Source organism: Neorhizobium phenanthreniclasticum, from assembly GCF_040066075.1.
Lineage (GTDB): Bacteria > Pseudomonadota > Alphaproteobacteria > Rhizobiales > Rhizobiaceae > Neorhizobium > Neorhizobium petrolearium.
On the sequence record NZ_JBEAAL010000006.1, the window covers coordinates 51,864 to 75,599 of the forward strand.

Annotated in this window: 30 protein-coding genes and 1 pseudogene; 10 read left to right on the top strand and 21 right to left on the bottom strand. The window is 62.1% G+C overall.

What is annotated here, in order from left to right:
* Positions 1–145: 145 nt before the first annotated feature.
* The 4 genes from ABK249_RS10250 to ABK249_RS10265 all read right to left on the bottom strand — a co-directional run bounded on the left by ABK249_RS10250 (position 146) and on the right by ABK249_RS10265 (position 3,253).
* A complete protein-coding gene (locus ABK249_RS10250; RefSeq protein WP_037150387.1) occupies positions 146–580 on the bottom strand; it encodes a hypothetical protein in 435 nt (144 codons plus the stop codon).
* A 36-nt stretch (positions 581–616) separates the two neighbouring features.
* Positions 617–1,225 (bottom strand): DUF3011 domain-containing protein, encoded by a 609-nt coding sequence (locus tag ABK249_RS10255; protein WP_037150389.1) that lies wholly within the window; start codon positions 1,223–1,225, stop codon positions 617–619.
* A 216-nt stretch (positions 1,226–1,441) separates the two neighbouring features.
* A complete protein-coding gene (locus ABK249_RS10260) occupies positions 1,442–2,533 on the bottom strand; it encodes a transporter substrate-binding domain-containing protein (protein ID WP_227702320.1) in 1,092 nt (363 codons plus the stop codon).
* 105 nt (positions 2,534–2,638) lie between these two features.
* Positions 2,639–3,253 (bottom strand): TetR/AcrR family transcriptional regulator, encoded by a 615-nt coding sequence (locus tag ABK249_RS10265; RefSeq protein WP_227702321.1) that lies wholly within the window; start codon positions 3,251–3,253, stop codon positions 2,639–2,641.
* 124 nt (positions 3,254–3,377) lie between these two features.
* Between ABK249_RS10265 and ABK249_RS10270 the strand changes: the two genes are divergently transcribed.
* Together ABK249_RS10270 and ABK249_RS10275 are read left to right on the top strand one after the other, a co-directional pair.
* On the top strand, positions 3,378–4,601 hold the full coding sequence (locus ABK249_RS10270; RefSeq protein WP_348862804.1) for an MFS transporter: 1,224 nt from the start codon (positions 3,378–3,380) through the stop codon (positions 4,599–4,601).
* A 147-nt stretch (positions 4,602–4,748) separates the two neighbouring features.
* Positions 4,749–5,195, top strand: a complete 447-nt coding sequence (locus ABK249_RS10275; protein WP_037150400.1) for a YybH family protein — start codon at positions 4,749–4,751, stop codon at positions 5,193–5,195.
* Between the two features lie 13 nt (positions 5,196–5,208).
* On the opposite strand, the gene ABK249_RS10280 is transcribed toward ABK249_RS10275, so the two are convergent.
* From ABK249_RS10280 to ABK249_RS10290, 3 genes are read right to left on the bottom strand one after another with little or no spacing between them, the layout of a single operon-like run.
* Positions 5,209–6,057, bottom strand: a complete 849-nt coding sequence (locus ABK249_RS10280; protein WP_348862805.1) for an MOSC domain-containing protein — start codon at positions 6,055–6,057, stop codon at positions 5,209–5,211.
* A gap of 12 nt (positions 6,058–6,069) precedes the next feature.
* Positions 6,070–6,720, bottom strand: a complete 651-nt coding sequence (locus ABK249_RS10285; RefSeq protein ID WP_348862806.1) for an HD domain-containing protein — start codon at positions 6,718–6,720, stop codon at positions 6,070–6,072.
* Positions 6,717–9,509, bottom strand: coding sequence for a DUF2339 domain-containing protein (locus ABK249_RS10290; RefSeq protein WP_348862807.1), 2,793 nt, complete (start codon positions 9,507–9,509; stop codon positions 6,717–6,719). The genes ABK249_RS10285 and ABK249_RS10290 overlap by 4 nt, the downstream gene beginning before the upstream one ends.
* Positions 9,510–9,754: 245 nt before the next feature.
* Between ABK249_RS10290 and ABK249_RS10295 the strand changes: the two genes are divergently transcribed.
* The 3 genes from ABK249_RS10295 to ABK249_RS10305 all read left to right on the top strand — a co-directional run bounded on the left by ABK249_RS10295 (position 9,755) and on the right by ABK249_RS10305 (position 12,616).
* Entirely contained in the window at positions 9,755–10,795 is a 1,041-nt protein-coding gene (locus ABK249_RS10295; RefSeq protein WP_348862808.1) for an ABC transporter substrate-binding protein, read from the top strand.
* 217 nt (positions 10,796–11,012) lie between these two features.
* Positions 11,013–11,801, top strand: coding sequence for an ABC transporter ATP-binding protein (locus ABK249_RS10300; protein ID WP_227702328.1), 789 nt, complete (start codon positions 11,013–11,015; stop codon positions 11,799–11,801).
* Positions 11,798–12,616 (top strand): ABC transporter permease, encoded by an 819-nt coding sequence (locus tag ABK249_RS10305; RefSeq protein ID WP_037150416.1) that lies wholly within the window; start codon positions 11,798–11,800, stop codon positions 12,614–12,616. Before ABK249_RS10300 ends, ABK249_RS10305 begins: the two co-directional genes overlap by 4 nt.
* A 248-nt stretch (positions 12,617–12,864) precedes the next feature.
* Here the strand turns inward: ABK249_RS10305 and ABK249_RS10310 are convergent, their stop codons facing one another.
* The 9 genes and pseudogenes from ABK249_RS10310 to ABK249_RS10350 all read right to left on the bottom strand — a co-directional run bounded on the left by ABK249_RS10310 (position 12,865) and on the right by ABK249_RS10350 (position 17,761).
* Positions 12,865–13,401: a tyrosine phosphatase family protein gene (locus ABK249_RS10310; RefSeq protein WP_227702330.1), complete on the bottom strand. Its 537-nt coding sequence runs from the start codon at positions 13,399–13,401 to the stop codon at positions 12,865–12,867.
* The gene (locus ABK249_RS10315; protein WP_244446885.1) at positions 13,398–13,991 is read right to left on the bottom strand and encodes a YfbR-like 5'-deoxynucleotidase; all 594 of its coding nucleotides are present in this window, start codon (positions 13,989–13,991) and stop codon (positions 13,398–13,400) included. The genes ABK249_RS10310 and ABK249_RS10315 overlap by 4 nt, the downstream gene beginning before the upstream one ends.
* Positions 13,992–14,047: 56 nt before the next feature.
* Positions 14,048–14,890 (bottom strand): CAF17-like 4Fe-4S cluster assembly/insertion protein YgfZ, encoded by an 843-nt coding sequence (ygfZ, locus tag ABK249_RS10320; protein ID WP_037150423.1) that lies wholly within the window; start codon positions 14,888–14,890, stop codon positions 14,048–14,050.
* Between the two features lie 206 nt (positions 14,891–15,096).
* Positions 15,097–15,837 carry a hypothetical protein gene (locus tag ABK249_RS10325; protein WP_348862810.1) on the bottom strand — a complete coding sequence of 247 codons (741 nt, stop codon included), beginning with the start codon at positions 15,835–15,837 and terminating at the stop codon, positions 15,097–15,099.
* A gap of 40 nt (positions 15,838–15,877) precedes the next feature.
* Positions 15,878–16,135 (bottom strand): hypothetical protein, encoded by a 258-nt coding sequence (locus tag ABK249_RS10330; protein WP_037150430.1) that lies wholly within the window; start codon positions 16,133–16,135, stop codon positions 15,878–15,880.
* A gap of 101 nt (positions 16,136–16,236) precedes the next feature.
* Entirely contained in the window at positions 16,237–16,680 is a 444-nt protein-coding gene (locus ABK249_RS10335; RefSeq protein ID WP_348862811.1) for a TIGR02301 family protein, read from the bottom strand.
* Between the two features lie 27 nt (positions 16,681–16,707).
* Positions 16,708–17,118 carry an NUDIX hydrolase gene (locus ABK249_RS10340; RefSeq protein ID WP_348862812.1) on the bottom strand — a complete coding sequence of 137 codons (411 nt, stop codon included), beginning with the start codon at positions 17,116–17,118 and terminating at the stop codon, positions 16,708–16,710.
* Positions 17,119–17,151: 33 nt separating this feature from the next.
* On the bottom strand, positions 17,152–17,460 hold the full coding sequence (locus ABK249_RS10345) for a HigA family addiction module antitoxin (RefSeq protein ID WP_348862813.1): 309 nt from the start codon (positions 17,458–17,460) through the stop codon (positions 17,152–17,154).
* 24 nt (positions 17,461–17,484) lie between these two features.
* A pseudogene (locus ABK249_RS10350) lies at positions 17,485–17,761 on the bottom strand (type II toxin-antitoxin system RelE/ParE family toxin).
* Positions 17,762–17,911: 150 nt separating this feature from the next.
* On the opposite strand from ABK249_RS10350, the gene ABK249_RS10355 reads away from it, so the two are divergent.
* From ABK249_RS10355 to ABK249_RS10375, 5 genes are read left to right on the top strand one after another with little or no spacing between them, the layout of a single operon-like run.
* Positions 17,912–18,172 (top strand): type II toxin-antitoxin system ParD family antitoxin, encoded by a 261-nt coding sequence (locus tag ABK249_RS10355; protein ID WP_037150882.1) that lies wholly within the window; start codon positions 17,912–17,914, stop codon positions 18,170–18,172.
* Complete coding sequence (locus tag ABK249_RS10360) at positions 18,153–18,470, top strand: type II toxin-antitoxin system RelE/ParE family toxin (protein ID WP_037150442.1); 318 nt, start codon at positions 18,153–18,155, stop codon at positions 18,468–18,470. Before ABK249_RS10355 ends, ABK249_RS10360 begins: the two co-directional genes overlap by 20 nt.
* 7 nt (positions 18,471–18,477) lie before the next feature.
* Entirely contained in the window at positions 18,478–18,804 is a 327-nt protein-coding gene (locus ABK249_RS10365; protein WP_037150444.1) for a YnfA family protein, read from the top strand.
* Between the two features lie 42 nt (positions 18,805–18,846).
* The gene (locus ABK249_RS10370; protein ID WP_227702335.1) at positions 18,847–19,614 is read left to right on the top strand and encodes an SOS response-associated peptidase; all 768 of its coding nucleotides are present in this window, start codon (positions 18,847–18,849) and stop codon (positions 19,612–19,614) included.
* 36 nt (positions 19,615–19,650) lie between these two features.
* Positions 19,651–20,268 carry a LysE/ArgO family amino acid transporter gene (locus tag ABK249_RS10375; protein ID WP_348862888.1) on the top strand — a complete coding sequence of 206 codons (618 nt, stop codon included), beginning with the start codon at positions 19,651–19,653 and terminating at the stop codon, positions 20,266–20,268.
* A 15-nt stretch (positions 20,269–20,283) separates the two neighbouring features.
* Here the strand turns inward: ABK249_RS10375 and ABK249_RS10380 are convergent, their stop codons facing one another.
* The 5 genes from ABK249_RS10380 to ABK249_RS10400 all read right to left on the bottom strand — a co-directional run bounded on the left by ABK249_RS10380 (position 20,284) and on the right by ABK249_RS10400 (position 23,705).
* Positions 20,284–20,421, bottom strand: coding sequence for a hypothetical protein (locus tag ABK249_RS10380; protein WP_200883950.1), 138 nt, complete (start codon positions 20,419–20,421; stop codon positions 20,284–20,286).
* Positions 20,422–20,585: 164 nt separating this feature from the next.
* Positions 20,586–21,413, bottom strand: coding sequence for a CDP-diacylglycerol--serine O-phosphatidyltransferase (gene pssA / locus ABK249_RS10385; protein WP_348862814.1), 828 nt, complete (start codon positions 21,411–21,413; stop codon positions 20,586–20,588).
* A 20-nt stretch (positions 21,414–21,433) separates the two neighbouring features.
* The gene (locus ABK249_RS10390) at positions 21,434–22,132 is read right to left on the bottom strand and encodes a phosphatidylserine decarboxylase (protein WP_037150884.1); all 699 of its coding nucleotides are present in this window, start codon (positions 22,130–22,132) and stop codon (positions 21,434–21,436) included.
* Between the two features lie 131 nt (positions 22,133–22,263).
* Positions 22,264–23,028, bottom strand: coding sequence for an amino acid ABC transporter ATP-binding protein (locus ABK249_RS10395; protein WP_227702338.1), 765 nt, complete (start codon positions 23,026–23,028; stop codon positions 22,264–22,266).
* Positions 23,025–23,705 (bottom strand): amino acid ABC transporter permease, encoded by a 681-nt coding sequence (locus ABK249_RS10400; RefSeq protein ID WP_348862889.1) that lies wholly within the window; start codon positions 23,703–23,705, stop codon positions 23,025–23,027. Before ABK249_RS10400 ends, ABK249_RS10395 begins: the two co-directional genes overlap by 4 nt.
* Between the last annotated feature and the right edge of the window lie 31 nt (positions 23,706–23,736).

A 23,736-nucleotide genomic window follows, 5' to 3' on the forward strand; every position in this document is an offset into this window, starting at 1 on the left:
GCAGGCGCGCCGACGCAGAGGGATGAGCAGGGCAGGGCAGATTATGCTTCCGTTTTGACTTTTCACAAGCCGAACGGACAACCTGCCTTTTGCGAATGGCTGCCATGCATTCAGCGGGTGAGTCGCGGAGGCGAAGCGTGTCGTATCAATCATTGATGGCGGTGATCTTGACCGCCATGTGCTTTTCGTCTTTCCCCGTTTCGGCGAACCAGACTTCGCCCTCGCCGATCATCACGCCCTGCCAGTTGGCGAACAGCGTCGGATAGGTCTGTTTGGCGACGGCGCCCTTCACCTTTGTGGTAACGATCTTGTCGTAATCGGCGACGAAATGCTTGGCATCGTTGATCTTGACGGCCTTGCCGCCAATGCGTGCCTGGAAAGGATAATCGACCATTCCGGCCACGGCTTGCTTGTCACCGGAACCCACGGCAGTCTGCAGCTTGGAGAAGAAGTCCGCATAGGGCTGGTGGTGGCCGAACAGGTCGTCGAGCGATTTGTTCGTATCGGCGGAGGTCTGGGCCAGGGCCGTCCCGGACATGGCCAGAAGGCCGGAGACCAGCAAAATCATTGCCTTTTTCATGACTTTCTCCTCTCTCAGAAAAATCGGGTCGCGACCTCAATTGGCGCTGTCCGGATCATCGACCAGGCACCCGGTGCCATGGCATCCCTGATAGTTGCCATGCACATCGAAGTTGGGATTGCCCTGTCTGTCGAACTGAGGCCTGGTATCGATGGCCTGGTCGGGATTGTCGACCTTGCATCCGATGCCATGGCATCCGTTGTATCCGCCGCCGTCGTGATGGTTGCTGGTATGATGGCGGTGTTTTTTCTCGCCTTCATCGGCTAGTCCCTCAAGGATGGCGCCGAGCACCGCGCCGGCCACCGCTCCTCCGATGTCATGGCCGCGATGATCGTACATTCTCGCATTCTGGTCGAAACCGTCGCCGCGTCCATGATGATAGCCGCCGACATCGGCAAAGACCCCGGAGCAGCCTTGAGCGACCCAGATATACCGGCTTCTCGGGTTGTATCCCCATGACCGGTTCAGAATGCATGAACTGCCGGAGATTTGGTGGATGAGCTGTGGCTGTCTCAGCGGCCCGGCGAAGCACTCGTCATACTGATAGTCTCTGGAATGGCATTCGACCGTTGCCTGGGCGTTGGCCTGCGGCGCGAGCCATAGGATGGCGAGAACGGCAAAAACGGACAAAGCGAAGCGATTCATGGTGATATCCCCTGTTGAGTTTCGCCAGACTTCCGTGATCTTTAAAGGGCCTGCGACTTGTAGCACCGAGGGAAAACGTTCCCGCCCCGACCGACAAGGGTAGGTTCATGACGCTTATTCTCAAGTGCAGGTGATCCGGTATGGTTACCCTGAATTGATCCGGTCGCCGTGATAGCGTCTCAAATCAGCACAGCAATGAAGGAGGGCCCTGATCGGTCAGCGGCTGTTGCCGAAATATTTCTGTCTCAGGTTTTCGAGCGCCCCCGCCTCCTGCAGCGCCAGGAGCCGCAATGTGATTTCATGGCTGAGCGTATCGCCGTGCCTGAAGCCAAAGCCGTATTTGTCCGGATGGAAGATCGGCCCGACGACGGAGAAAGGTGGCTTCGTATGCGTATGCGCGTAATATTCCAGCACGGGCGCGTCGCCGATGAGAGCGGCGGAACTGCCGGAGACGAGGCCTTCCACCGCGCTGTCGATATCGGGATATGACGTCGTCGAAAGCCGCAATTCGTTTGAGTAAGCCTCCGCCACGCTACCGCGGAACACACCGACCGTTCGCCCGGGCAGATCAGCAAGCGAATTGATCTGGTGCGTCAGCGTCAGCGCCGTCATGACGCTGGTGACGGATGAGGTGACGTAGGCAATCACCGCCACTCCGCAAACCATCCAGATGCCGCCGGAAATCCTTCCCACCCAGCCGAGCGCGTTGGGACGGGTGACCTTGCCGGACGTCGCGACCGACATGACTTCGTAGAAGCTCTCGGCCACGCCCTCGTGCCAGCTTCGCGGAAAGCTCTTGTCGAAGCGGCGATAAAACAGCACGAGAATGAGTGTGGCAATGAGGACGATGAAAACGAGCCATGCCATGGCGCGGAGGTGCCCGGCGCGCTCCAGTCCGCCGATGACCTGCCAGAAGCCTGCATCCTCGCTATCGGCCACCATGATGCGCAAGCCGGCATCGTACCAGGGCTGCGAAAAGGTGATGCGCTCAACCCGGTCCTTGGTGATCGTCAGGTTGGTGACCGCCACATCGATCTCGCCGCGTTCCGTCGCCGCGACGAGGGCGTCGGGACTCGGATAGTCACGGTAGCTGTAAATGAGGTTCAGCGGCCTGGCTGTCGCCTCCCACAGCTCGATCGCCATTCCGGAATAGAGTGCGCCATCCTTCATCACGAAAGGCTGGCTCACATAGACCCCCACTGTCAGCGGCCGGGAAGAGCCGCTCTCGTTCTGAGCCTGTGATGGCTGGATCCAGACAAAGACTGCAATCAGCGCAAAAATCAAAATCGGCAAGCGGAAATATCCCATTAGCCTCTCCTTGATTCCGGGGCTTCTGGTTTTCGATCTCAAACTATCGGCATTGCTTGCGGCAGTGCAAATCGTTTTGGCATCCCGGCAAAACCGGATGCCGTCTCACGCCCCCGCCTTCTCCTTCAACAATCCCGAGACCATCACCAAAAACGCACCGACCGCCTTCTTCGACACGGCCTGAGGGTCTTCTGCGCTGGCGATCCAGAGTGCGGCGCTCAAGGTCGCACCATTGACGAGCCGTGCGGTCGCCTCCGCATCCACGTCGCGGATCGTACCCTCGTCCATCAGCTTCTGGATGCTGGCGGTCATGGTGCGGATGCAGGCGTTCTGGTTCGGCCAGCTGGAAGGATCGCCGAGTACCGCCGGCCCGTCGAGCAGCATGATGCGCTGTATCTCGGGTTCCAGGGCCATCTCGATATAGGCGATGTTTTCGTCGACGAAGCCCTGCCAGGCGGTTTGCGCCTTGCTGGAAATGGCGCAGAGCCGGTCGGACATTTCCGCGTCTATCTCGGCGATGACCGCCTGGAACAGGCCCTTCTTGTCGCCGAAATGATGGTAGAGCGCGCCGCGCGTCAGCCCTGCCTCGGCAGTGAAGTCGTCCATCGAGGCTTCGGCGTAACCTCGCGTCGCAAATGCGCGACGGGCGGCGGCGATCAGCTTGCCCTTCGTTTCGGCGATCATTTCCTTGCGAGGCTTATGCCCTATTTTCTGCGCCATACGGACTCCGAAAATTATTCGCATACGCAGCGTATGTGAATTGACATGCGCAACGTATGTGATTATCTAGCTCACATACGCGGCGTATGTAAGTGGTCATTCAAGATAACCCAAGGATTCCGATATGCCCAATCCCTATCGCGAAATATTCCGAAGGCCGGGGACGAAAGGTTTTGCAGCGGCCGCTTTCGTGGCCCGCCTGCCGCTGCCGATGACGACGATCGGCCTCGTCGCCATGCTTTCCCAGACCCATGGCGAATACTGGATCGCCGGCGCGGTCTCGGCCACCTTCGCGCTGGCCAATGCCTTCATCGCGCCTCAGGTCTCTCGCTGGGTGGACAACAAGGGCCAGTCGGCTGTGTTGGTGCCGACGACGATCGTCGCCGTCGCCGCACTCGTGGCACTTGCCGCCGCCGCTTGGGCGCGCTGGCCGAACTGGACGCTCTTCGTCTTCGCCGTGATCGCCGGGGTCATGCCGAGCATGATGGCGCTGGTGCGCGCCCGCTGGACGGAGATCTACCGCGACCGGCCGGAGCTCCATACCGCGTTCGCCTTCGAGTCGGTGATGGACGAGGTCGTCTATATCTGTGGCCCGATCTTCGGTATCGGCTTGAGCGTCTCTCTCTTCCCGGAAGCGGGCGTGCTGGCCTCCGCCGCCTTCCTGGCCGCCGGCACGGCATTGTTCGTCGCCCAGAAATCCACCGAACCGAAGGTCGATCCGCATCGGATCAGGAATGGCGGCTCGGTCATGCGGCTTCTTCCCATGTGGTTCGTCGTGACGGTCTTTGCCGGCATGGGCGCGATCTTCGGGACGGCGGAAGTGTCGGTGGTCGCCTTCGCGGAAGCCATGGGTCACAAGGGTGCGGCAAGCTATATCCTGGCCGCCTATGCCGCAGGTTCCTTCATCGTCGGCCTCGTGATCGGCGCGATCGAGTTCAAGACGCCGCTTGCCCGCCGGCTGGTCCTTGCGAGCTTCATTGCCGCCGTCACGACGCTGCCCATGCCCTTCGTCGGCAATCTCTGGGCGCTGACGTTGGTCGTGTTTCTCGCCGGTGCGGCGATCTCGCCGACCTTCATCACCGGCATGAGCCTGATCGAACGGATCGTGCCCGCGTCGCAGCTCACCGAAGGTATTACCTATGCCATGACCGGCGTCGGCATCGGCTTTGCCGCCGGCTCTTCGCTCGCCGGCTGGACGATCGATGCCTATGGCGCGTCGAACGGCTTCTGGGTGGCAGTCGCCGGCGGCGCGGTGGCGTTTGCGACCATGCTCGTCGGTTATGGCCGGTTGAGCAATCCGGCGGGGCAGGTGGCGGCGAGCTCTGCCGCTCTCAATCCGGCGGAATAGGCGATCGCACACAGCCCCGGACGATACATCCACCGGCAGATCTGATCAGACCCTTTGGTACTTGGACCGCCCGTAGTAGATTACTGCGGGCGGACTTTCGTTAAAGCCATGGAGCCTCACGGCTCCTCGCACATATAGGAGAGTGTCATGCCTAAAACCGCGACTGCAACGAGGGAAGGAGCCCAAATCCGCGAGCGTCTCGACGCATTGGCACAAGCGCTGCGCGCCAAGGACATCGATGCCTTGATGGCGCATTATGCGCCAGACACCGTCGTATTCGACATCAGGCCACCGCTGCAGGTCCAAGGCGTAGAGGCCTATCGAAAGAATTTCGAGGCGTGGTTCGCCTCGGTGGACGGTACGATCGACTATGAGATGCGCGAGTTGCGCATCGCGGTCGGAGATGACGTCGCAGTCTGCCACAGCCTGAGCCACGTCAAGAGTAAAAGGACGAATGGCGAAAAGGCTGACTACTGGGTGCGCGTGAGTTCGGGTCTACGGAAGATCGACGGTCGGTGGCTGATCGCCCATGAGCATATCTCGATGCCGATCGATCTCCAGACCATGCAGGCACAACCGAACATTCAGCCATAACGGATCGACGGTGTCACCCCCGCCGCTTGATCGCCCAGGCCTCGCGCTCCGCGATGACCGTCGCCACATCGCCGAGCCTGATCCGCCCGGTGTCGCGCGGCACGGCGTTCCAGCCGAAGAGGGGCCCCGGCACGCGCCGGTCGGCCGACATGCGGATGCGGCCCATGGCTGGTATCGGGCTCGGCACCTCGCGCGATCCGCTCGTCTGATCCTGCGTGGTCATGATGCAGCGGGCGCAGGGTTTGACGAAATCGAAGCGAATGCCGGAAATCTCGATGCCTTCCCAATTGTCCTCGGCCCAGGCCTCCTCGTGATCGAGCACGATGTTCGGCCGGAAACGTTCCATGCCGACCGAGCCTTCGCCATTTCTCTGCATATCGGCATTGAGCGCCGCGAGCGATCCGGTCGTCGTCACGAGCACCTGGTATCCGTCTGCGAAGGTCACCGGCGTGTCCGGACCGGCCCATTCGGCGCTTGCTGTGCGTTTCGCCTGATCGTCGAAGAAGACGAGCCGCACGTCGCGTCCCAGCCAGCCGGACAGCGCCTCGTTGACCGCGTCATCCGCCACCGCCGCATTGACGATCGATTTCCAGACGGCGACATCCATGCGCCGGTCTTTCGGCGGCTGGCCCGCGAAAATCTCGCCCTTGCCGTCGATCGCGAAGCGGAAGCCGCCGTCCCCGGGCGTGACTTGAAGCTGCGCCAGCGCCTGCAGTTCCCGCTGGGTGATGAAATGGCCGGAGGGGTCGGTCACCATCATCCGCCGGTCGCCGGGAATGCCTTCCGCCGCGATCTCGGCTTCATCGAGCGAAATGCCGCGGCCGCTTTTCAGGGGATAGAAATTGAGTTGGCTGACGCGCATGGAAAATAGTCCTCAGATTTCGTCGATGAAGAGGTCGAGCACCTGCTTGAGGCGCACATGCCGTTCGGCGGCGAGCGCCCGGCCGGCTGCGGTCCGGAATCCCTCGGCGAGCCTGAAGAGCTTCACTTCGAAATGATCGATCGCGAATGCCTTGTCGTCGAGCGGCCGTTCCCTGCCGAGCGGGTCGGCGGGGTCGTAGAGGCCGGAGCCCATCCGTCCGGCGATGTAGAAGCAGCGCGCCGCGCCCACCATGCCGATCGCATCCAGCCTGTCGGCATCCTGCAATATCTTCGCCTCCAGCGTCTCGGGCGGAATATTAGCCGAAAAACTGTGGGCTGCGACCGCATGCGCGACAGAGGCGATATCCTCTCCGCTCCAGCCCATCCCGGCCAGAATGCCCGCCGCCTTTTCCGCCGCCAGCCGCGAGGCCTGTGAACGTAGCGGCGAATTCTTTTCCACCGCCACGCAATCATGCAGCAGCACGGCTGCCGCCAGCACGCGCCCGTCGCCGCCTTCCTTGGCGTGGATGCGCATGGCGTTCTTGAAAACACGCAGGATGTGGGCGAGGTCATGACTGCCGTCATCGCCCTCCGTCGCGTGCGGGATGAGCGTTTCGGCCAGCGCCTCGAAGGGCTGGAAGGCGGCGGCAAGCGATGCGGTCACGATGTGGTTCCCTGGGAATCGGCCGGAGAATCAGCAGGAGCGGGGTTCGCACTCCTGTTGACCAGAATGCGCTGGTAGAAAAGCCCGATGCCGATCAGCACCGCGCCGAGGCCGATGAAGGAAAGCGCCCTGAGGATCCCTTCGAGGTTCGACATGTCGATGAGGAACACTTTCACGACTGCGATCAAGACGAGGCCGGCCGAGGCAAGCCGAAGGCTCTTGGCGTCGAGCTTCGAGCCGAGCGCCAGCAGCGCGACCCCGATCAAGAGCCACACGACCGAATAGGTATAGGTTTCGCCCTGCAGGAAACCCTTCCAGTCGGCGATATTGTCGCCCTGCCAGAAGCGGCGTACCGAAAGCGTCGCCCAGAGGAAGCCGAGCACCGCGCCGGCCACTGCAAGCATCGCCACATAGGGCATTGGCCGGCGGCCGCGCGCATAGAAGGCGACGAGGCCGTAGGCCAGCGCCGGCAGCAGATAACCGATCAAAAGCAGGTTGAAGAAGGGCCAGCGGCCGGTATTTTCGCCGCTGAAATAGGGGTTGAGCGCGAAGAGATGCAGCGATAGCACGTTGATCGTCGCAATCACTCCGGCGATCATCGAGCCGAAGCGGAAGACGGGGCTTGGGCGTTGGAGGTCGAGCGTCATCAGGATGCCCGAGAAACCGACGGTGACCAGCGTGTAGATCGACTGCTCGCCGAGGGTGGGCACCCGGCTGTCCAGCACGCCCCCGTTCATCGCGTGGCGCACCAGAACGGCGATCGTCATCAGTGCTGCGAGCGACGCGAGCGCCTGCATGAGGTTGCGGACCCGGAAGTCAGGCGAATCCCTGAGAAGCCAGGCGGAGACGATCGCAAGCAGCGTCGGGATGCCGTAGCCGGGCAGCAGTGCATTGAAGAACGGCGTGGTGCCGAGGCTGTTCGGGCCGATCAGCGTCGGCTCCCAGGCGATCCGGCCGAAGACGATCAGGGTTGCCGCGGCCATCATCCAGGGCAGCGCCGGCCAGGGTTTTGCGCGCATCGCCAGCAGATAGGCAAAGCCGAGCACCGAGACGAGGATGGTCGTCACGATGCCGTTGGTCAGCGCATGCAGGCAGAGCGTGAAGCCCGCGAAGGAGCCGGCGACCAGAAGATTGGCCGGCCAGTCGATGGACGGGCCGGTCCCGTCCTCCGCCGTGTCTCCGCCTTGCCGGAACAGCCATTCGGCGCCCGCCAGAAGCGCCAGCCCGAGGCCAAGCCCGTAAAGCCCGTGCGTCCAGTCGCGCCCGAGGTTGCCGAAATTCAGGAAGCTGATGAAGGCAAGCGCCACCGGCACGGCCGGCATGAGGAAGGCCCAGACGATCGAAAATTCCGGCTGTTGTCTGCGGAAGCGCTTGAGGAAGGCGAAGCCCAGAAGCGTGAAGATCGCGCCGAGCAGGAGATAGACGGTGATTTCGTTGGTGAAGGTCAGTGCTTGCGCCGGCTGGCCGTCAGCCGGAGCGGGAAGCACCGATTGCGGCACGTAATCGAACCAGGTCAGGGCGGTGATGGTAATGCCCAGGATGGAGCCCGCGGCGGCGATTATCGCCGGCCAGACTGCATGGATGCGGCTTGCGCCGAGCGCTGCAAGCGTGGCCATGATGGCAGCAAAGCCGAAGAGCACCATTCCTGCGCCTTCCGCATGGCGCAACACCATCACGAGCGCCGGCAGCATGGTCATGATCGCGATCGAAAGCATGATCTTCAGCGGTGGCCGGAGAAGAAGTGCGCGCCACCCCGTTCTGGCCGACGCGCCGGCTTCGTAGCGCGAACCGGGCCAGAAGAAACCGGTGCCGGCAATCATCACGATCAGCGCCAGCACGGGCGGCAGGGGATCGAAGGCGTCGGAGCCGGCCACATAGGCGACGGCCCACAGCCCGACGCCGATATTGGCGAGCATCGGCACGACCGTCCACCGGCGGAAGCGCGAGGCGGCATTCACCGCAAGCCAGGTGAGGCCAAGGAAGATGAACAGCGCATTGGCGTTCGGCTCTTCGGTCGCGACGAGGCCCGGTGTCAGGAGCGAGGCGAGCAGGCCGAGGCCGGCGAGTGCCTGCCCATGCAGGAGCGACAGCGCGATCGTCGCGAACGAGACGAGCGCCAGCAGGACGAAGGCCGGGGCCGGGCCGATGAACTCGTAGATGCCGTAAGCCGCATAGATCGCGCCGAGCAGCGTCACCGCGCCGGCCGCCGTCAGCGCGCCTGGAATCATGGCATTGCTGAAGCGTTCGGACATCTGCGGCATGGCGCGGCGGCGGACGATTTCGCCGGCGGCAAGCAGCAGGAGCCCGAAAATGCCGGCAAGCGTAAGCCGCGCGGCCGGTCCGAGCAGTCCCGCTTCGATTGAATAGCGCACCAGGAAGATGCCGCCGAAGGCGAGTGCGACACCGCCTACCCATACGGGCCAGCGGGCGCCGAGATAGCTTTCCAGGTTTTCGCTGGTCTTCGCCTGCGCCGCCGGCTTGAGGACCGGGCCGGGCACCACGGTTTCGTGGCCGGTGCCGACATCCTCCGAAACGGCGGCGACCGGCGCCTCCGCCTCCGCGGCCTCGCGGGCCGCAAGCTCGACCGGCGAGGCAGGTCGGTCCTGGAGCGCGTCCGCCGCTGTCCCGGTCGAAACCGCCTCCGCCGGAGAGGGCAGGGTGATCGCCTGCTGCCTGAGCGCCGCCTTGATCGCCTCCAGCTCGCTTTCGAGCGCGGCCACCCGTTTTCCGGTTCTGCTGTTGAGGCCCACCATGACGATGACCAGGATAAGGAGCAGGAGTTCGATCATCGGCATTCTCGCAAGCGGGTGGAATGATCTGGAGGTTATACAATTGCCGGACGAAGGAAGGGAAGAGCCAGCCTCCTGCTGAAAATCGCGCCACGATATTGCGCAGGAGATCGGCGAATGCATATAAATTGATCTATACTAAAATATGATGACTTTATGTGCAATTTCGGCTTGCGCGAAGGCTGAAGAAGCGCTTGGATGTGGGCTCATCCGAACAAAAGAAACCTTTGAGGGGACCCATTTTCATGATCTCGCGCAGACTGTTTTCCAAACTTTCGGCCGCTGCAGCGCTGGCGTTTGCCGCCGGCTTTTCCGCGCCTGCCGCGCCGGCGCTGGCCGAGACGCCGGTCAAGTTCACGCTCGACTGGAAATTCGAAGGCCCGGCTGCCGGTTTCCTGCTCGCTCAGGACAAGGGTTACTTCAAGGCCGAAGGGCTGGATGTCACGATCGATACCGGCAACGGCTCGGTCGAGGCGATCCCGCGCGTGGCGACCGGCGCCTACCAGATGGGCTTCGGCGACATCAACTCGCTGATCAAGTTCCTTGACGAGGATCCGTCGCAGAAGATCAAGGCAGTGATGATGATCTATGAGCGCCCGACCTTTGCCGTCGTCGGTCGCAAGTCGCTCGGGGTCACGGACGATCCGAAGTCGCTGGAGGGCAAGAAGCTCGGCGCGCCGCCGCCGGACGGCGCCTTTGCCCAGTGGAAGGCCTTCAAGCAGGTCGCCAAGATCGATGACAGCAAGATCACCATCGAATCGATCGGCTTCCCGGTCCGCGAGCCGATGCTCGCCAAGGGCGATGTCGATGCCGTTTTCGGCTTCGCCTTCTCGGTGATCCTGAACCTGAAGGCGCAGGGCATCAAGGACGAGGATATCGCCACCATCCTGATGGCCGAGCACGGCCTCAACCTTTATGGCAATGCCGTTCTGGTCAATGCCGATTTTGCCGAGAAAAATCCGGATGCCGTGAAGGGCTTCCTGAAGGCGCTCGCCAGGGGCTTTGCCGATGCCGTTGCCAATCCGGAAGAGGGCGCCGCCGCCGTCCTGAAGCGCAATGAGACGCTCAACAAGGATATCGAGGTCGAGCGCCTGACCATGGCGAATTCCATGAATATCAAGACGCCCTATGTCGTGGAAAACGGTTTCGGCGGCGTCGATCCGGCGCGTCTTTCCGCCTCGATCGACACGCTCAAGGTCTCCATGGGCCTGAAGGGCAATGTGAAGGCGGAGCAGGTGTTCGACGCCAGCTATCTGCCGCCCAAGGCGGAACGGATGCTGCCGTAGTATCCCCTCACTTGCGATTTCTAACACTTAGCTTTCAGCTAAGGTGTTGAAATCGCTTTCTCTCCCACAAGGGGAGAGATGGAGGTGCCGCGGCGCCGCAGCCCTACCTCCCCCTCGGTGGGGGAGGAAGAAAAATCAGCATCTTAGCTGAAAGCTAAGTGCTAGATTTTTCAGGTGAGGGGGTGCCCATCCCGATTGCCCAAACAGAGAAAACCAAATGGCCCACCTCGTTTCCATTGACAATGTCGACATGCGCTATGGCGGCGCAAACGGCACGCTTGCGGTTGCCGGCCTCACGATGAAGGTCGACAAGGGAGAGTTCGCCGCCGTCGTCGGCCCGTCCGGCTGCGGCAAGTCGACCCTGATGAAGCTCGTCACCGGCCTGCATATCCCGCAGAGCGGCGTGGTGATCGTCGCGGGCAGCCAGGTGACCGAGCCTGTCTCGATCGTCGGCATGGCCTTCCAGAACCCGACCATGCTGCCCTGGCGCACCACGCTCGACAACATCCTGCTGCCGCTGGAAATCGTCGAAAAGCACCGCCACCGGCTTCGTGCCCATAAAAAGGAATATGTCGAGAAGGCAGAACATCTTCTGGAAACCGTCGGTCTCAAGGGCTTCGGTTCGAAATTTCCCTGGCAGCTTTCCGGCGGCATGCAGCAGCGTGCCAATCTCTGCCGTGCGCTGATCCACGAGCCGGAACTTCTGATGCTCGACGAGCCCTTCGGCGCGCTCGACGCCTTCACTCGCGAGGAGCTCTGGTGCGTCATCCGCGACCTGCATGCCGCGCAGGGCGTCACCATCATCCTTGTCACCCACGACCTGCGCGAGGCGACCTTCCTCGCCGACCGCATCTTCGTGATGAGCGCGCGTCCCGGCCGGGTGTTGAAGGAGCATGTCGTGCCCTTCGCCAGGCCTCGCGATCTCGACGTCATGTACGAAAAAGGCTTCAACGACATGGTGCATGAACTGCACGGCGAGATTGCCAGCGCGAGGGTGGTCGCATGAGCGCAGTATCGGACAACGCTTCCGCGCCGGCGTCTGCCAGGCCGCTCCTGGCCCGCGTCAACTGGAGGAGTCTCGCGCCCTGGCTTTACACGCTCGGCCTTTTCGTCCTCTGGGAACTGCTGGTGATGGTGCTCGACATGCCGCCCACCATCCTGCCGGCGCCGACCCGCGTCTTTGAGGCGATCCTGCAATACTGGTCGCCGATCTGGAAGAACTCGCTGCAGACTCTCTATACGACCACCGTGGGCTTTGCGATCGCTGTGGTGGCGGGGCTCGGGCTCGGCCTCTTCGTCGGCTGGTCCAAGACCATCTATGCCGGGCTCTATCCGCTGATGATCGGCTTCAACGCGATCCCGAAAGTGGCGCTCGTGCCGATCCTGGTCATCTGGTTCGGCATCGGCGCCGTTCCGGCGGTGCTGACCGCCTTCCTGATTTCCTTCTTCCCGATCGTCGTCAACGTCGCGACGGGGCTGGCGACGATCGAGCCGGAAACCGAAGATGTCTTGCGCGCGCTCGGCGCGAAGAAGATGGACATCATGCTGAAGGTCGGCATTCCGCGCTCCATGCCTTACTTTTTCGGTTCGCTGAAGATCGCCATCACGCTCGCCTTCGTCGGTTCCGTTGTGTCCGAAACGGTCGCCTCGAATTACGGGCTCGGCTACATGATGAGCTCGGCGCAGAGCCAGTTCAACGTGCCTCTCGTCTTCGCAGGCCTCCTGGCGCTCGCGGTCGAAGGCATCGCCATGTACGCGCTGATGGCCTGGATCGAGATGCGCATGACCGGCTGGGCGCACCGTTCGTCCATGTCGCATTGAGGTGCGCATCGGGTCCGGCTCCTCGTAAAGCCGGACCCGATGCATCCTTTCCTTCAGGCCCGCGCCATCGCCGGCTCGTCCGCTCCTTGAGGAGCCGGAGGTCCGCTCTTACCGGAAATGCTGCGGGAAGCTACCTGAGGGTCTGGAATCTCTTCCCGGTATCTGGCTCGGCGGTATTTGGCGCAGAAAGCAGCGAGGTCAAGATAAAAAACGAGCTTTTCGGCCTCAGGCTAACCAATTATGAAAATTCAACTTTTGGCTTCATTGCGGGGGCTTAGTGCAAGCACGAAGGATGCCCTGCCATCCGTCTCCGCGCCGCGCCCGATGCCCTTGATGGCGGCGATCAGCCGGCCGCCGCGGTTCAGCATCCGGTCGCCGATCTCGATCAGCCGGGGATTCGGTGTCGCATGCGGCGCCGCTTCACGCAGCCGTCTGGCGAGCGTGAAATCGTCCTCTTCGGGGTGGAGCGAAAGGGCGGCGATTACCGCCGCGGCCGGCGAGCGGGAAACGCCCATCCAGCAATGGATGATGATCGGTGCCGACTGGTCCCAGTTCCGCACGAAGCCGATCAGGCTTTCCACATGCGTTTCGCTCGGCGCCACCAGGTCGCCCGTTCCGGCAAAGCCGATATCGTTCATCGCAAGCTTCAGGTGGCGGTTCGGGGAAATGACGCCCGGCCGATGGAAGTCCTGCTTCTCGGCGATCAGGCTCACCATTTCCCGGGCGCGGTGCCGGACCGCCATTTGGGCGATGCTTGCAAGCGGGCAAACGACGATCCCCGTCATGAGGCTTTACTCGCTCTCTTGTCTGCCGCCCGCTCCGCCTCGATCTCGTGGAAGCGATCGAGAAAGCGCTGCTGCGCTTCGGTTGCCGGCATGGGCTCGATCGGCAGCATGTCGCAGGTAATGCCGCGCGGCTGGCCGAAGAATTTCCGCGCTTCGGCAACGGAAAAGCCGGCAAGCTCGGTCGCCTCGAAAAAGGCGGCGATCGTATCGGCCTTCTTGATCAGTGCCTTGAGTTCGCGGGAGGGATGCGGCGGCAGGCCGAAGCGCAGGTGGACGGCCGCTTCGAGCCTCTGCTCGACGGCCTTGTAGTCGCCGCCGACAACCGACTTGAACGGCGAAATCATGTCGCCGATGACATATTCCGGCGCATCGTGCAGCAGCGTCATCTGCAACGCCTCCGCCGTGCAGGGTTCATTGCAGCGGCGAAAAATCTCCTCCACCACGAGGCAGTGCTGGGCGACGGAAAAGGCATGATCGCCGCGTGTCTGGCCGTTCCAGCGGGCGACGCGGGCAAGCCCATGGGCGATGTCGGAGATTTCGACGTCGAGCGGAGAGGGGTCGAGCAGGTCGAGCCGTCGTCCCGACAGCATGCGCTGCCAGGCGCGGGCCGCACGGGCGGAAATCGAGCCAGGAGTCTTGGCTGCTGTCACGGTTCGGCCTCTTCCGCCTCGACGGGGAAGGAAAGTCCCGTCCATTCCGGCAGCGTCAGCGTCACCTGCACATCGCCGGCGATCAGCGGCAGGCCACGCGCCAGGGCATCGCCAACGCGGTCGATGCGGACGATCGCAAGCCCCTTGTTACCGGCAACCGAGCCGAGGGTGCCGACGGTCTTGCCGCCGGCGATGATCTCCGTGCCGGAGCGAGGCAACTGCTCATCGCCTGAAACCAGCGCTACGCGTCGCCGCGCCGAGCCGCGATGCTGCATGCGGGAGACGACTTCCTGGCCGACATAGCAGCCCTTGCGGAAGGAAAGCCCGCCCGCAAGGTCAAGCAGGACGTCATGCGGAAAGGCGTCCTGCAATGCGTAATCATGGCCGGAGAGCGTGAGACCTGCGTCGACGCGGAGCGCATGATAGGCCTCTTCCTGTCCCCCGGCCTGTTTGCCCGGCACGCGGACAAGCGCGATTCCGGCTTTCTCGAAGGCGGCGTCCTTTACGCCTCCCTTGTCCGCGTCGTCGCCCCAGAAGACCGTGACGCCTTCCGCGGCATCGGGCGCGATGTCGACCGCCGCGCGCAGCTTGTACATGGTGAGCCGCCGGACGAGTGCTTCCCGCTGGTCGGCATCGGTTTCGATCACGAAACCGTCGCCATCCCGCCAGACGATGAAGTCGAAGAGGATCTTGCCTTGCGGGGTTAAAAGCGCGCCCGGCCGCGCCTCGTTTTCGGGCAGTCCATCGATATCGGTGGTGATCAGCCCCTGCAGGAAATCCTGTGCATCCTTGCCGGAAAGGCGGATCAGGCTTCGCGTTGGAAGATAGGCGGCGGACATGGCATGGGAATCCGGTTGTTCTGAAACTGAGAGTTAAGTCTTTCGCGGGGCGGGGACAAGTCGTGCCGCTGGCTGAATCAACGGAGCGAAGACGCAGATTCCGTGAGCGATCGTGGCAATCCCGATCTTGAGCCGCAGCTCAGTCGTAGATGTTGTTGGTGAGGGGGTGGCTGAAAAGAGCAACCGCTCTGCGAGCCCACAATCGCTCAATCGCCGCCGGAGAAGAACTTCCATTTGCCGTCCGGCGTGATGCCGACGCGGAAGAAGTTGTAGTTGCCGTTTTCTTCCATGCCCGCGAGATCACCGGCCGTGACGATACGGAGCAGGTCGACACGCTCCGGCGGGGTCAGCGTGGCAAGCGACTTGCCGGTGAAATAGGGCCAGACATAGGTCTCGTCCGGCGTGCCGGTATCAAAATGGGCAGCACTCGTCGAAAGGATGTCGAGCAGGATCGCCAGGATTTCCTGACCGTCCGGATCACCGGAGAAGCCTTTCAGCGTCTCGATCGGATCATCGCTTTCGCCGTTCATCACCTGGGTCTGGTCGGCTCCGGTTCCGATCAGCGAGCGCAACCGCTCGATATCGCCGGAGGCGGCAGCTTCGACGATCTGCTCGCGCATCTGTTTGACCGGCGCCGGCAGGGTCGACATGTCGTGAATGATTTCGAGCGGCGTGTTGTCGTCGGGTACGGTCTTGCCGGCATCGGTATCGGGCGCGTCGGTCGATTTCTCGTCGACCTGTGCCGATCGATCGATTGCCGGGCCTGGCTGGGGCAGCGTCGTACCCTCGAAGGCTTCGAGGTTTTCCACCTTTTGGGAGCGCTGAGGCTCCCGAGGAGATTCGACACCCGGTGAGAGTTCGGAAAAGGCAAAGGCGTGACTGCCGGCCGCCGTGACGCCAACGGCAAACAGCACCGCCATGGAAAGGCGAATGAAGGTTTGGGGCATGGTCGTTTCCGCTGCGCCGCGCATGGGAAACCTCGATTGTTTACTGGACCGTGCGCTCGGGGGAGAACTCGCCTGCAAGCATGCGGGTCCGAAGCGATTCAAGCATGGCTTCGGCACCGGTCTCGCCATGGATTCGGATGGTTTCCCGCATGGCAAGCACCAGGGCTGCGTCGGCGATGATCTCCGTTTCGATACCGTCAGCCCGACCGTCGGCCCAGGCTTCACTCTGATATTCCAAGGCAGCCTGCATCTTCTCATGCACAATCATGTCGTCGATGTCATTGCGGCCTGCTTGCATTCTCTCGTCCTCGGTGCCCGTTTGATTACTAGCCCGTTAAAAACTTTATCAGCCTTTTATCAAAACGACACGGCCTCCTGTGAAAAGAGGTAAATAATCCTCTAATTTCCGAAGCGCGCGGCAATTTCTGTGGCAAGTGTTGCGCCTTCGTTACGGTATCGCTCCTCCGCGATCCTTGCCGCGTCCGTGCAGGACGTGTGGACGGCAGCAAAGGAACGATAGCCACGGTTAAAGGCGGCGGTCAGTTTCTCACGACGCTTGGGTTCGTTCGCCGTATCGGTATCCAGCAGTTGCTGCATGGCGGCGCGCCAGTCGGAGCCCGGTGCGCCGCAGAGCGCCCTGAGGTATTGGATCGATCCCAGAACCTCTGCAAGGCGGGTGAGTTGCGCTTCATAAGGCGCCGGTTTTTCCTCCGCCGGTGGTTGTGGGGGAGGAAGGGTTGACTGCGGTTTCGCCGCTGGCTGCTTGGTTGTCTGGGCGGCGAGAGGCGCCGCTACCAGAACCGGCAACAGGAGAGTGAGGGCGAATCGCAAACTGTGCTTCATGAACGAGTCCCGGCGTATCGGCATCTCTTACCGGGCATTCAGTTCCGCCGCCAGCCTTTCGGCGCATTCGAGCACGCTTGGCGGCACCGGAAGCAGGCGGATTTCTTCGACCGTATACCAGCCGGGATCGGCGGCATCGTCGGCGGCTATCGCCTCGGTGTCGGCATCCGCCTCGACGCGAAAGACCGAGAGGAAGAAATGTCTGCCGTCGTCTTTGCCGCCCCTGATGTCGTAGGTCGCGAACAGAATGGGATTGCGGGCCGCAATGCCGGTCTCCTCGAAGAATTCCCTGAGTGCCGTCTGGTCCGGCATTTCGCCGGGCTCGGCGCGCCCGCCCGGAAAGGCGAACAGATCGGCGGATGGCGGATTGATCCGCCGGATCAACAGGAACCGGCCTTCCCGTTCGAGAATGGCGGAGGATGCAGGTTGCGGGGGCATACTATCGTCTCTCATCGGTCGCGAAGCTTTGCTTCATGCCGCATTCAGTGTCGGAATGTTGCTGACATCCACCTCGCGCTCCGCATGCCAGGCATCATAAGCAGCCTGCATGCGCAGCCAGATGGCCGCGCCGTCGCCGAACATCTTGCCGAGCCGGGCGGCGACGTTCGGCGAAACAGGTTTACGCTCCCGCAGAATATCGTAGAGTTGCTGGCGCGAGATGCCCAGCAGTTCGGCAATCTCCACCTTCGTCTTTCCCGTTGCCGGGATAATCTCCTCGAGCAGCGCGCCGGGATGGGACGGGCAGCGCTGAATGGGCCTTTTCGCTTCATACTCAGCCATGGTTATTGATCCCGGATCCCGCCCTCAGTGATACTGCTCGAAATCGACGGGCGGCATTCTTGCCGTCGAACTCGAATGTTATGCACCATGGTCCGTTGACATGGATAGTATAGCGTGTCGGGTTGAAGCCCTGCAGGGCATGAAAATCAAATCCCGGCAAATTCATATCCTCCGGGCGTTCCGCCGCTTCGAGGCGGTCCAAACGCACAAGGATACGTTTGTGCATCTTTGCGTCGATCTTACCCGTTTTGCCCGTCTCGAACAGGGCAGCGAGTGCCTTGTTCCTGAATGACTTGATCATGAGATATGTAAGTATCTAGCTTACATTCCGTCAATGGGTGTAAGCAAGAAATTTACATCGAATCGAATGAACCTGTTGCGCTGGGATTTTATATACCGATATTGTAAAAGTATTGTAATTTACCGTATGCTTCAAGCGAAGGAGCAGACGATGGCACGTGCGAAAACATTCTCTCTTGGAGATACCTATGACGGAATCCTGTCCGATCTGGTGAGGAGCGGCCGTTTCGGGACGGAGACGGAAGCCGTCCGGGCCGGCATTCGGATGCTTGCGGATTACGAGATGCGGATGCAATCGCTAAGGCAAGCAATTCATGCCGCGGACGCGGAAATCGAAGCAGGCCTCGGCAAGGAATATGCATCGAGCGCCGATCTGCTCGCCGACGTCATGAATGAAGGCGACAATCATTAGCGGCCCGAAACGCCTTATCGTTGCCCCCCTGGCGCGTCAGGACCTGCGCGATATCCGCCGCTATATTGCGGAAAGCAGCTTTTATTATGCGCGGGAATTTATGGCCGACATAACGGCCAAGATCGCTTGGATTGCAGAAGTGGATTTCACCGGTTCTCCGCGTGATTACATCTCGCCCGGGCTTCGCAGCTTTCCCTATCGGCAGCGCTGCATCTACTATCGATCCTATCCCGACCGAATCGTGATCCTTCGTGTCATGCACATGGCACAGGACGTGAAGCCCCGCGACTTCGAATAGGAACATCATGAAAACCTACGCCCTCTACGCCTTAGCTGCCCTTGCCGAGATCGCCGGCTGCTTTGCCTTCTGGGCCTGGCTCCGGCTTGGAAAGCCCGTCTGGTGGCTGGCGCCGGGCATGGTGTCGCTTGTCCTCTTCGCCTGGGTGCTGGCACTGGTGCCGAGCGAGGCGGCGGGACGCACCTACGCGGCCTATGGCGGCATCTATATCCTCGCCTCCATCCTCTGGCTCTGGGCGGTGGAGGCACAGGTGCCGGATCGCTGGGATGTGCTTGGCGTTGCGGTCTGCCTGGCAGGCGGCGCGATTATCCTCTTCGGTCCGAGAAGCGCCTAGACCCGCTTGACCCTTCGCAAGCCCGATGCCATCTAGGTTCTCATGTGCGGACGCTACGCCCTGACGGCCACTCCCAAAGAGATTTCGGAATTCTTCGATCTGGCGGATCTCGACGATTTCCCGGCCCGCTACAACATTGCGCCGACGCAACCGATCCTCGTCGTGATGTCGTCGGAACGGCGTGAGCCCGGCAGCAACCTGCCGGAGCGCCGCGCATTCCTCGCCCGCTGGGGCTTCATTCCCGGCTGGGTTAAGGACCCGAAGGAGTTTCCGCTGCTGATCAACGCGCGCTCCGAAACGGCGATCGGCAAGGCCTCCTTCCGCGCCGCCATGCGCCACCGCCGCATCCTGATCCCCGCGACCGGCTTTTACGAATGGCGCCGCCCGCCGAAGGAGACGGGCGTCAAGCCGCAGGCCTATTGGGTGCGCCCGAAAAAGGGAGGCGTCATCGCCTTTGCCGGGCTGATGGAGACCTGGTCGTCGGCCGACGGTTCGGAAGTCGATACCGCGGCGATCATGACGACCGGGGCAAATGCCACGATCCGTCATATCCACGAGCGCATGCCGGTCGTCATCGCGCCGGAGGATTTCGAGCGCTGGCTCGATTGCAAGACGCGCGAACCACGCGAGGTGGCCGACCTGATGCGGCCGGTTCAGGAGGATTTCTTCGAGGCGTTGCCGGTTTCCGACCTCGTCAACAAGGTTTCCAACATGGGGCCGGACCTGCAGAAGCCGGTGGCGGTCAGCCCGCCGGAAGAGGAGCCGCCGAAGAAGGCGAAACCGGACTCCTCGCAGATGTCGCTCTTCTGATCCTTCGGCTTTCTTCAAACGGATGCTTCCATGAACCTGTTTTCCGCCGGTTTTTCCGGTCTTGCGCTCGGTGGGTCGCTCATTGTCGCGATCGGCGCCCAGAACGCCTTTATCCTGCGGCAAGGCCTGATCCGCAGCCATGTCTTCATTCTTTGCCTGATCTGCGCGCTTTCGGATGCATTGTTGATCGCCGCAGGCGTCGGCGGCCTCGGCACGATTGTCTCGCAATCGCCAGTGCTGATCCAGGTGGTGACGCTTTGCGGCGCCGTCTTCCTCGGCACCTATTCCGTCATGGCCTTCCGCCGCGCGGCAAAGCCCGGCGCCATGGTGGCCGGCGCGCCGGAACCGATGGGGCTGAAGGCGGCGGTCCTGACCTGCCTCGCCTTCACCTTTCTCAATCCGCATGTCTATCTGGATACGGTCGTGCTGCTCGGCAGCTTGTCGGCGGCCTTCGAGGGGACGGAACGCGTGGCCTACGGCGCCGGTGCGGCGATCGCCTCGTTCCTGTGGTTCTTCGGGCTCGGTTACGGCGCGCGATTTCTGGCGCCGCTCTTTGCCAGACCCGCCGCCTGGCGGGTCCTGGATGTCGTCATCGGCGTTGTGATGGGCCTGCTCGCGCTCGGGCTGCTTTTGAGCTTCGTCGGCGGCAAATAGGAATGAAGGCGGGCTTTAGCCGGTCGGGTTGAGCTTCGGCTTGCGCTTCAGCATCAGTGCGGCGGCAACGACGGCCTTGAGCGCCAGGGGGCGGTGAGGTGGGGTGATGTCCTGCTTGGTCTCGGTTTTCTTGGCTGGCTTTTCGGTGCTCATGGCTCTCTCTTCATACGCGCGATTCGGTTGCGTCCATCGCGGCTTTTCCCATGAAACCGGGCGGAATCGTGACCAACAAGCCGGTGTCGTCGCCAGCCCTTCACGGAACTGTCGTCTTGCCGGAAACTGTTGCGCGGAAGTTGCAGCCTGTCAGGTGCGAGTCTTCAGACGCTCGTGCCGTCATCCTCGATTGTAATCGTGCCGTAGCGACGCTGCCAGGCCCGCGCGCTGAAGGGCAGCACGCAGAGATAGGCGATGACGGTGACGGACAGCACCTGCCAGGTGTAACTCATCAGCAGCGCCACATAGAGCACGACGCCGAGCAGGATCGGCAGCATGAGATCGCGGCGGATGCGGCTCGACTTGCCGGACCAGACCGGCAGGCGGGAGACGAGCAGGTAGCCGATCAGCACCGTATAGGCGACGCTTCCATAGACGAAGAGGGGGGTAGGCTCGACGCCGAGGAAGCCCAGATAGACCGGCAGCAGCACCAGCATGGCCCCCATCGGAGCCGGGACGCCGACAAAAAATTCCGATTGCCACGGCGCCTTCACTTCCCGTTCCGCCATGACGTTGAAGCGGGCGAGACGAAGCCCGGCGGCGATCGCATAGAGGAGCGCTGCAATCCACCCGAACGAACGGGCGTTGTCGAGCAGGAAGGCGTAGGAGACCAGCGCTGGCGCCACGCCGAAATTGATGATGTCGGCAAGTGAATCCATCTGCACGCCGAATTTCGACGTTGCCTTGAGCAGCCGCGCCACGCGCCCGTCGATACCGTCCAGGAAGGCGGCTGCGAGCACCATGACGACGGCGAGTTCGTAACGTCCTTCAAAGGCGAGCCGGATGCCCGTCAGTCCTGCGCAGATGGCGAGCGCGGTGATGAGGTTCGGCACCATCAGCCGGATCGGGATTTCGCGCAGGCGCGGACCGCGGGCCTCGTCGTTCGGACGGTTCGGTTCGTTCTGCTGCGGGGGCGAAGCGGGCGTCTCCATGCGGTTTTCTCGTCCCTCTTTCATGTGCGGCGGCTGATGGTCGGGCCCTTGGACGAGCCGAATTCCGCAAGCACGGTCTCGCCGCCGATGGCGATCTGGCCGATGGAAACGCGCGGCTCAGCGCCGGATGGCACGAAGACATCGAGCCTGGAGCCGAAGCGGATCAGCCCGAAGCGCTCCCCGGCATTCACCGGCTCGCCGGACTTCACCCAGCAAACGATGCGCCGCGCCACGAGGCCGGCGATCTGCACGACACCGATCTTGCCGTGGCGGGTTTCGATGACAAGCCCGTTGCGCTCGTTGTCCTCGCTCGCCTTGTCGAGTTCGGCGTTGATGAACTGGCCGGGGCGGTATTCGATGCGGGAGACCTGGCCGCGTACGGGCGAGCGGTTGATGTGGCAGTCGAAGACGTTCATGAACACGGAGATGCGCAGCATCGGCTCGGAGCCGAGTTCGAGTTCAGCCGGTGGCACGACCATGGCGACATGCGAAATCTTCCCGTCGGCGGGGCTCAGGACGAGATCGTCGTCCTGGGGCACGGCGCGCTCTGGATCGCGGAAGAAATAGGCGCACCAGAGCGTCAGGATAAGCCCGATCCAGAACAGCGGTTCAGCGATATAGCCGAGAATCAGCGAGGCGATGAAAAAGGCCGCCACGAAGATATAGCCTTCCTTATGGATCGGCACGAGCGTGTTGCGGATGGTGTCGAAGAGATTGATCAACCTGGTTCTCCTGCTGGTCAGCCGGACCTGACTACAGAAAAACCGCTTTACCGGCAATGCGGTTCCGCTGCCGCAACTTCAGGCTTTGTTGATGACGCGCGGTGGCGTTGAGCCACCCATCTGTCCGATCAACCCGGCGAAAGCCCCTGCGCCGCATTGATCGATGAAACGAACCGTCGCGTGCGCTCGTGTTTCGGGGAGTTGAAGATCGCCTGGGCACTGCCCGATTCGACCACGCTGCCGTTTTCCAGGAAGACGACATGATTGGCGATCTGCGAGGCAAGGCGCAGGTCGTGCGTTGCCATGACCATGGTTGTTCCTTCCTTCGCAAGCCGTCCCAGCACATCCACTACCTCTGCGGAAAGTTCGGGATCGAGTGCTGATGTCGGTTCGTCGCAAAGGAGAACGCGCGGAGAAGGTGCAAGCGCCCGGGCGATCGCCACGCGCTGCTGCTGTCCACCGGAGAGTGTGGAGGGCCAGGCATCCGCCTTGTGCGCCATGCCCACCTTGGTCAGCAGTTCCATGGCGCGGGCCTGTGCCTTCTCGCGCGGCCACTTCAAGACGGTGATCAGCCCCTCCATGACGTTCTCGATTGCTGTTTGGTGTGGAAAGAGCTGGAAATTCTGAAACACCATGCCGGTCTGGCGGCGGATTTTCTGTATCGCCTGCCAGCTGACCTTCCTGCCGGGGTTGAAATCGAGCTTTTCGTCGCCGATGCGCACGGAACCGGCGGTCGGGATTTCCAGAAGGTTGATGCAGCGCAGAAGCGTGCTTTTCCCGCCGCCGGACGGGCCGACGAGCGCGGTGACGCTGCCCTCCGGAATGCGGATGCTGATGTCCTTCAGGACGGCGGTATCGCCGAAGCTTTTTTCGATATGGGAAAGCTCGATCATCTATTTGCCTCCAGCATGCCGCCATAGCGGGCGAAGCGCTTTTCCAGCCTGTCCTGCAGCGATGAGAGGACGGAACTCAGCACGAGATAGATGAGGGCAGCTTCGATATAGAGGATAAGCGGTTCGTAAGTGGTGGCGACGATGCGCTGGGCCGCCTGGAAAAGCTCCGGCACGGTAATCGCGGCCGCAAGCGAGGTATCCTTGACGAGTGAAATGAAGGTGTTGGAGAGCGGCGGCACCGCGACCCGTGCGGCCTGCGGCAGGACCGTCCGGCCCATCGCCTGCCGCCATGTCATGCCGATCGAATAGGCCGCTTCCCATTGCCCCTTCGGGACGGAGGAGATGACCGCCCGGATGATCTCGGAACTGTAGGCGCCGATATTGAGCGTGAAGCCGATCAGCGCCGCCGGGAAGGCATCGAGCAGGATGCCGATGCTCGGAAGGCCGTAGAAGATCACGAAAAGTTGCACCAATAGCGGCGTGCCGCGGATCACCCACACATAAAATCGCGCGATCAGCGCAAGGGGATTGGGCCCGAACAGGCGGGTGACCGCCGTCACGAGGCCGAGGATCAGGCCGAAGGTGAAGGAAAGCAAGGTCAGCGGGACGGTGAACTTGATGCCCGCCCATAAAAGCATCGGAAGTGAATCCGACATCAGTTGAAGCCAGTGCGGCAAGGTGTGGCCCTCAAAAACAGCGCGTCCGGCG

What these genes read in the sequence shown, in the direction of transcription:
- ABK249_RS10370 (WP_227702335.1), top strand. Translation starts at nt 18,847, where the DNA reads ATGTGCGGACGCTACGCCCTGACGGCCACTCCCAAAGAGATTTCGGAA.
- ABK249_RS10250 (WP_037150387.1), bottom strand. Translation starts at nt 580, where the DNA reads ATGAAAAAGGCAATGATTTTGCTGGTCTCCGGCCTTCTGGCCATGTCC.
- ABK249_RS10255 (WP_037150389.1), bottom strand. Translation starts at nt 1,225, where the DNA reads ATGAATCGCTTCGCTTTGTCCGTTTTTGCCGTTCTCGCCATCCTATGG.
- ygfZ (WP_037150423.1), bottom strand. Translation starts at nt 14,890, where the DNA reads ATGTCCGCCGCCTATCTTCCAACGCGAAGCCTGATCCGCCTTTCCGGC.
- ABK249_RS10275 (WP_037150400.1), top strand. Translation starts at nt 4,749, where the DNA reads ATGCCTAAAACCGCGACTGCAACGAGGGAAGGAGCCCAAATCCGCGAG.
- ABK249_RS10280 (WP_348862805.1), bottom strand. Translation starts at nt 6,057, where the DNA reads ATGCGCGTCAGCCAACTCAATTTCTATCCCCTGAAAAGCGGCCGCGGC.
- ABK249_RS10265 (WP_227702321.1), bottom strand. Translation starts at nt 3,253, where the DNA reads ATGGCGCAGAAAATAGGGCATAAGCCTCGCAAGGAAATGATCGCCGAA.
- ABK249_RS10340 (WP_348862812.1), bottom strand. Translation starts at nt 17,118, where the DNA reads ATGCCCCCGCAACCTGCATCCTCCGCCATTCTCGAACGGGAAGGCCGG.
- ABK249_RS10305 (WP_037150416.1), top strand. Translation starts at nt 11,798, where the DNA reads ATGAGCGCAGTATCGGACAACGCTTCCGCGCCGGCGTCTGCCAGGCCG.
- ABK249_RS10365 (WP_037150444.1), top strand. Translation starts at nt 18,478, where the DNA reads ATGAAAACCTACGCCCTCTACGCCTTAGCTGCCCTTGCCGAGATCGCC.
- ABK249_RS10300 (WP_227702328.1), top strand. Translation starts at nt 11,013, where the DNA reads ATGGCCCACCTCGTTTCCATTGACAATGTCGACATGCGCTATGGCGGC.
- ABK249_RS10395 (WP_227702338.1), bottom strand. Translation starts at nt 23,028, where the DNA reads ATGATCGAGCTTTCCCATATCGAAAAAAGCTTCGGCGATACCGCCGTC.
- ABK249_RS10325 (WP_348862810.1), bottom strand. Translation starts at nt 15,837, where the DNA reads ATGCCCCAAACCTTCATTCGCCTTTCCATGGCGGTGCTGTTTGCCGTT.
- ABK249_RS10360 (WP_037150442.1), top strand. Translation starts at nt 18,153, where the DNA reads ATGAAGGCGACAATCATTAGCGGCCCGAAACGCCTTATCGTTGCCCCC.
- ABK249_RS10345 (WP_348862813.1), bottom strand. Translation starts at nt 17,460, where the DNA reads ATGGCTGAGTATGAAGCGAAAAGGCCCATTCAGCGCTGCCCGTCCCAT.
- ABK249_RS10335 (WP_348862811.1), bottom strand. Translation starts at nt 16,680, where the DNA reads ATGAAGCACAGTTTGCGATTCGCCCTCACTCTCCTGTTGCCGGTTCTG.
- ABK249_RS10290 (WP_348862807.1), bottom strand. Translation starts at nt 9,509, where the DNA reads ATGATCGAACTCCTGCTCCTTATCCTGGTCATCGTCATGGTGGGCCTC.
- ABK249_RS10355 (WP_037150882.1), top strand. Translation starts at nt 17,912, where the DNA reads ATGGCACGTGCGAAAACATTCTCTCTTGGAGATACCTATGACGGAATC.
- ABK249_RS10380 (WP_200883950.1), bottom strand. Translation starts at nt 20,421, where the DNA reads ATGAGCACCGAAAAGCCAGCCAAGAAAACCGAGACCAAGCAGGACATC.
- pssA (WP_348862814.1), bottom strand. Translation starts at nt 21,413, where the DNA reads ATGGAGACGCCCGCTTCGCCCCCGCAGCAGAACGAACCGAACCGTCCG.
- ABK249_RS10310 (WP_227702330.1), bottom strand. Translation starts at nt 13,401, where the DNA reads ATGACGGGGATCGTCGTTTGCCCGCTTGCAAGCATCGCCCAAATGGCG.
- ABK249_RS10295 (WP_348862808.1), top strand. Translation starts at nt 9,755, where the DNA reads ATGATCTCGCGCAGACTGTTTTCCAAACTTTCGGCCGCTGCAGCGCTG.
- ABK249_RS10330 (WP_037150430.1), bottom strand. Translation starts at nt 16,135, where the DNA reads ATGCAAGCAGGCCGCAATGACATCGACGACATGATTGTGCATGAGAAG.
- ABK249_RS10270 (WP_348862804.1), top strand. Translation starts at nt 3,378, where the DNA reads ATGCCCAATCCCTATCGCGAAATATTCCGAAGGCCGGGGACGAAAGGT.
- ABK249_RS10260 (WP_227702320.1), bottom strand. Translation starts at nt 2,533, where the DNA reads ATGGGATATTTCCGCTTGCCGATTTTGATTTTTGCGCTGATTGCAGTC.
- ABK249_RS10315 (WP_244446885.1), bottom strand. Translation starts at nt 13,991, where the DNA reads ATGCTGTCGGGACGACGGCTCGACCTGCTCGACCCCTCTCCGCTCGAC.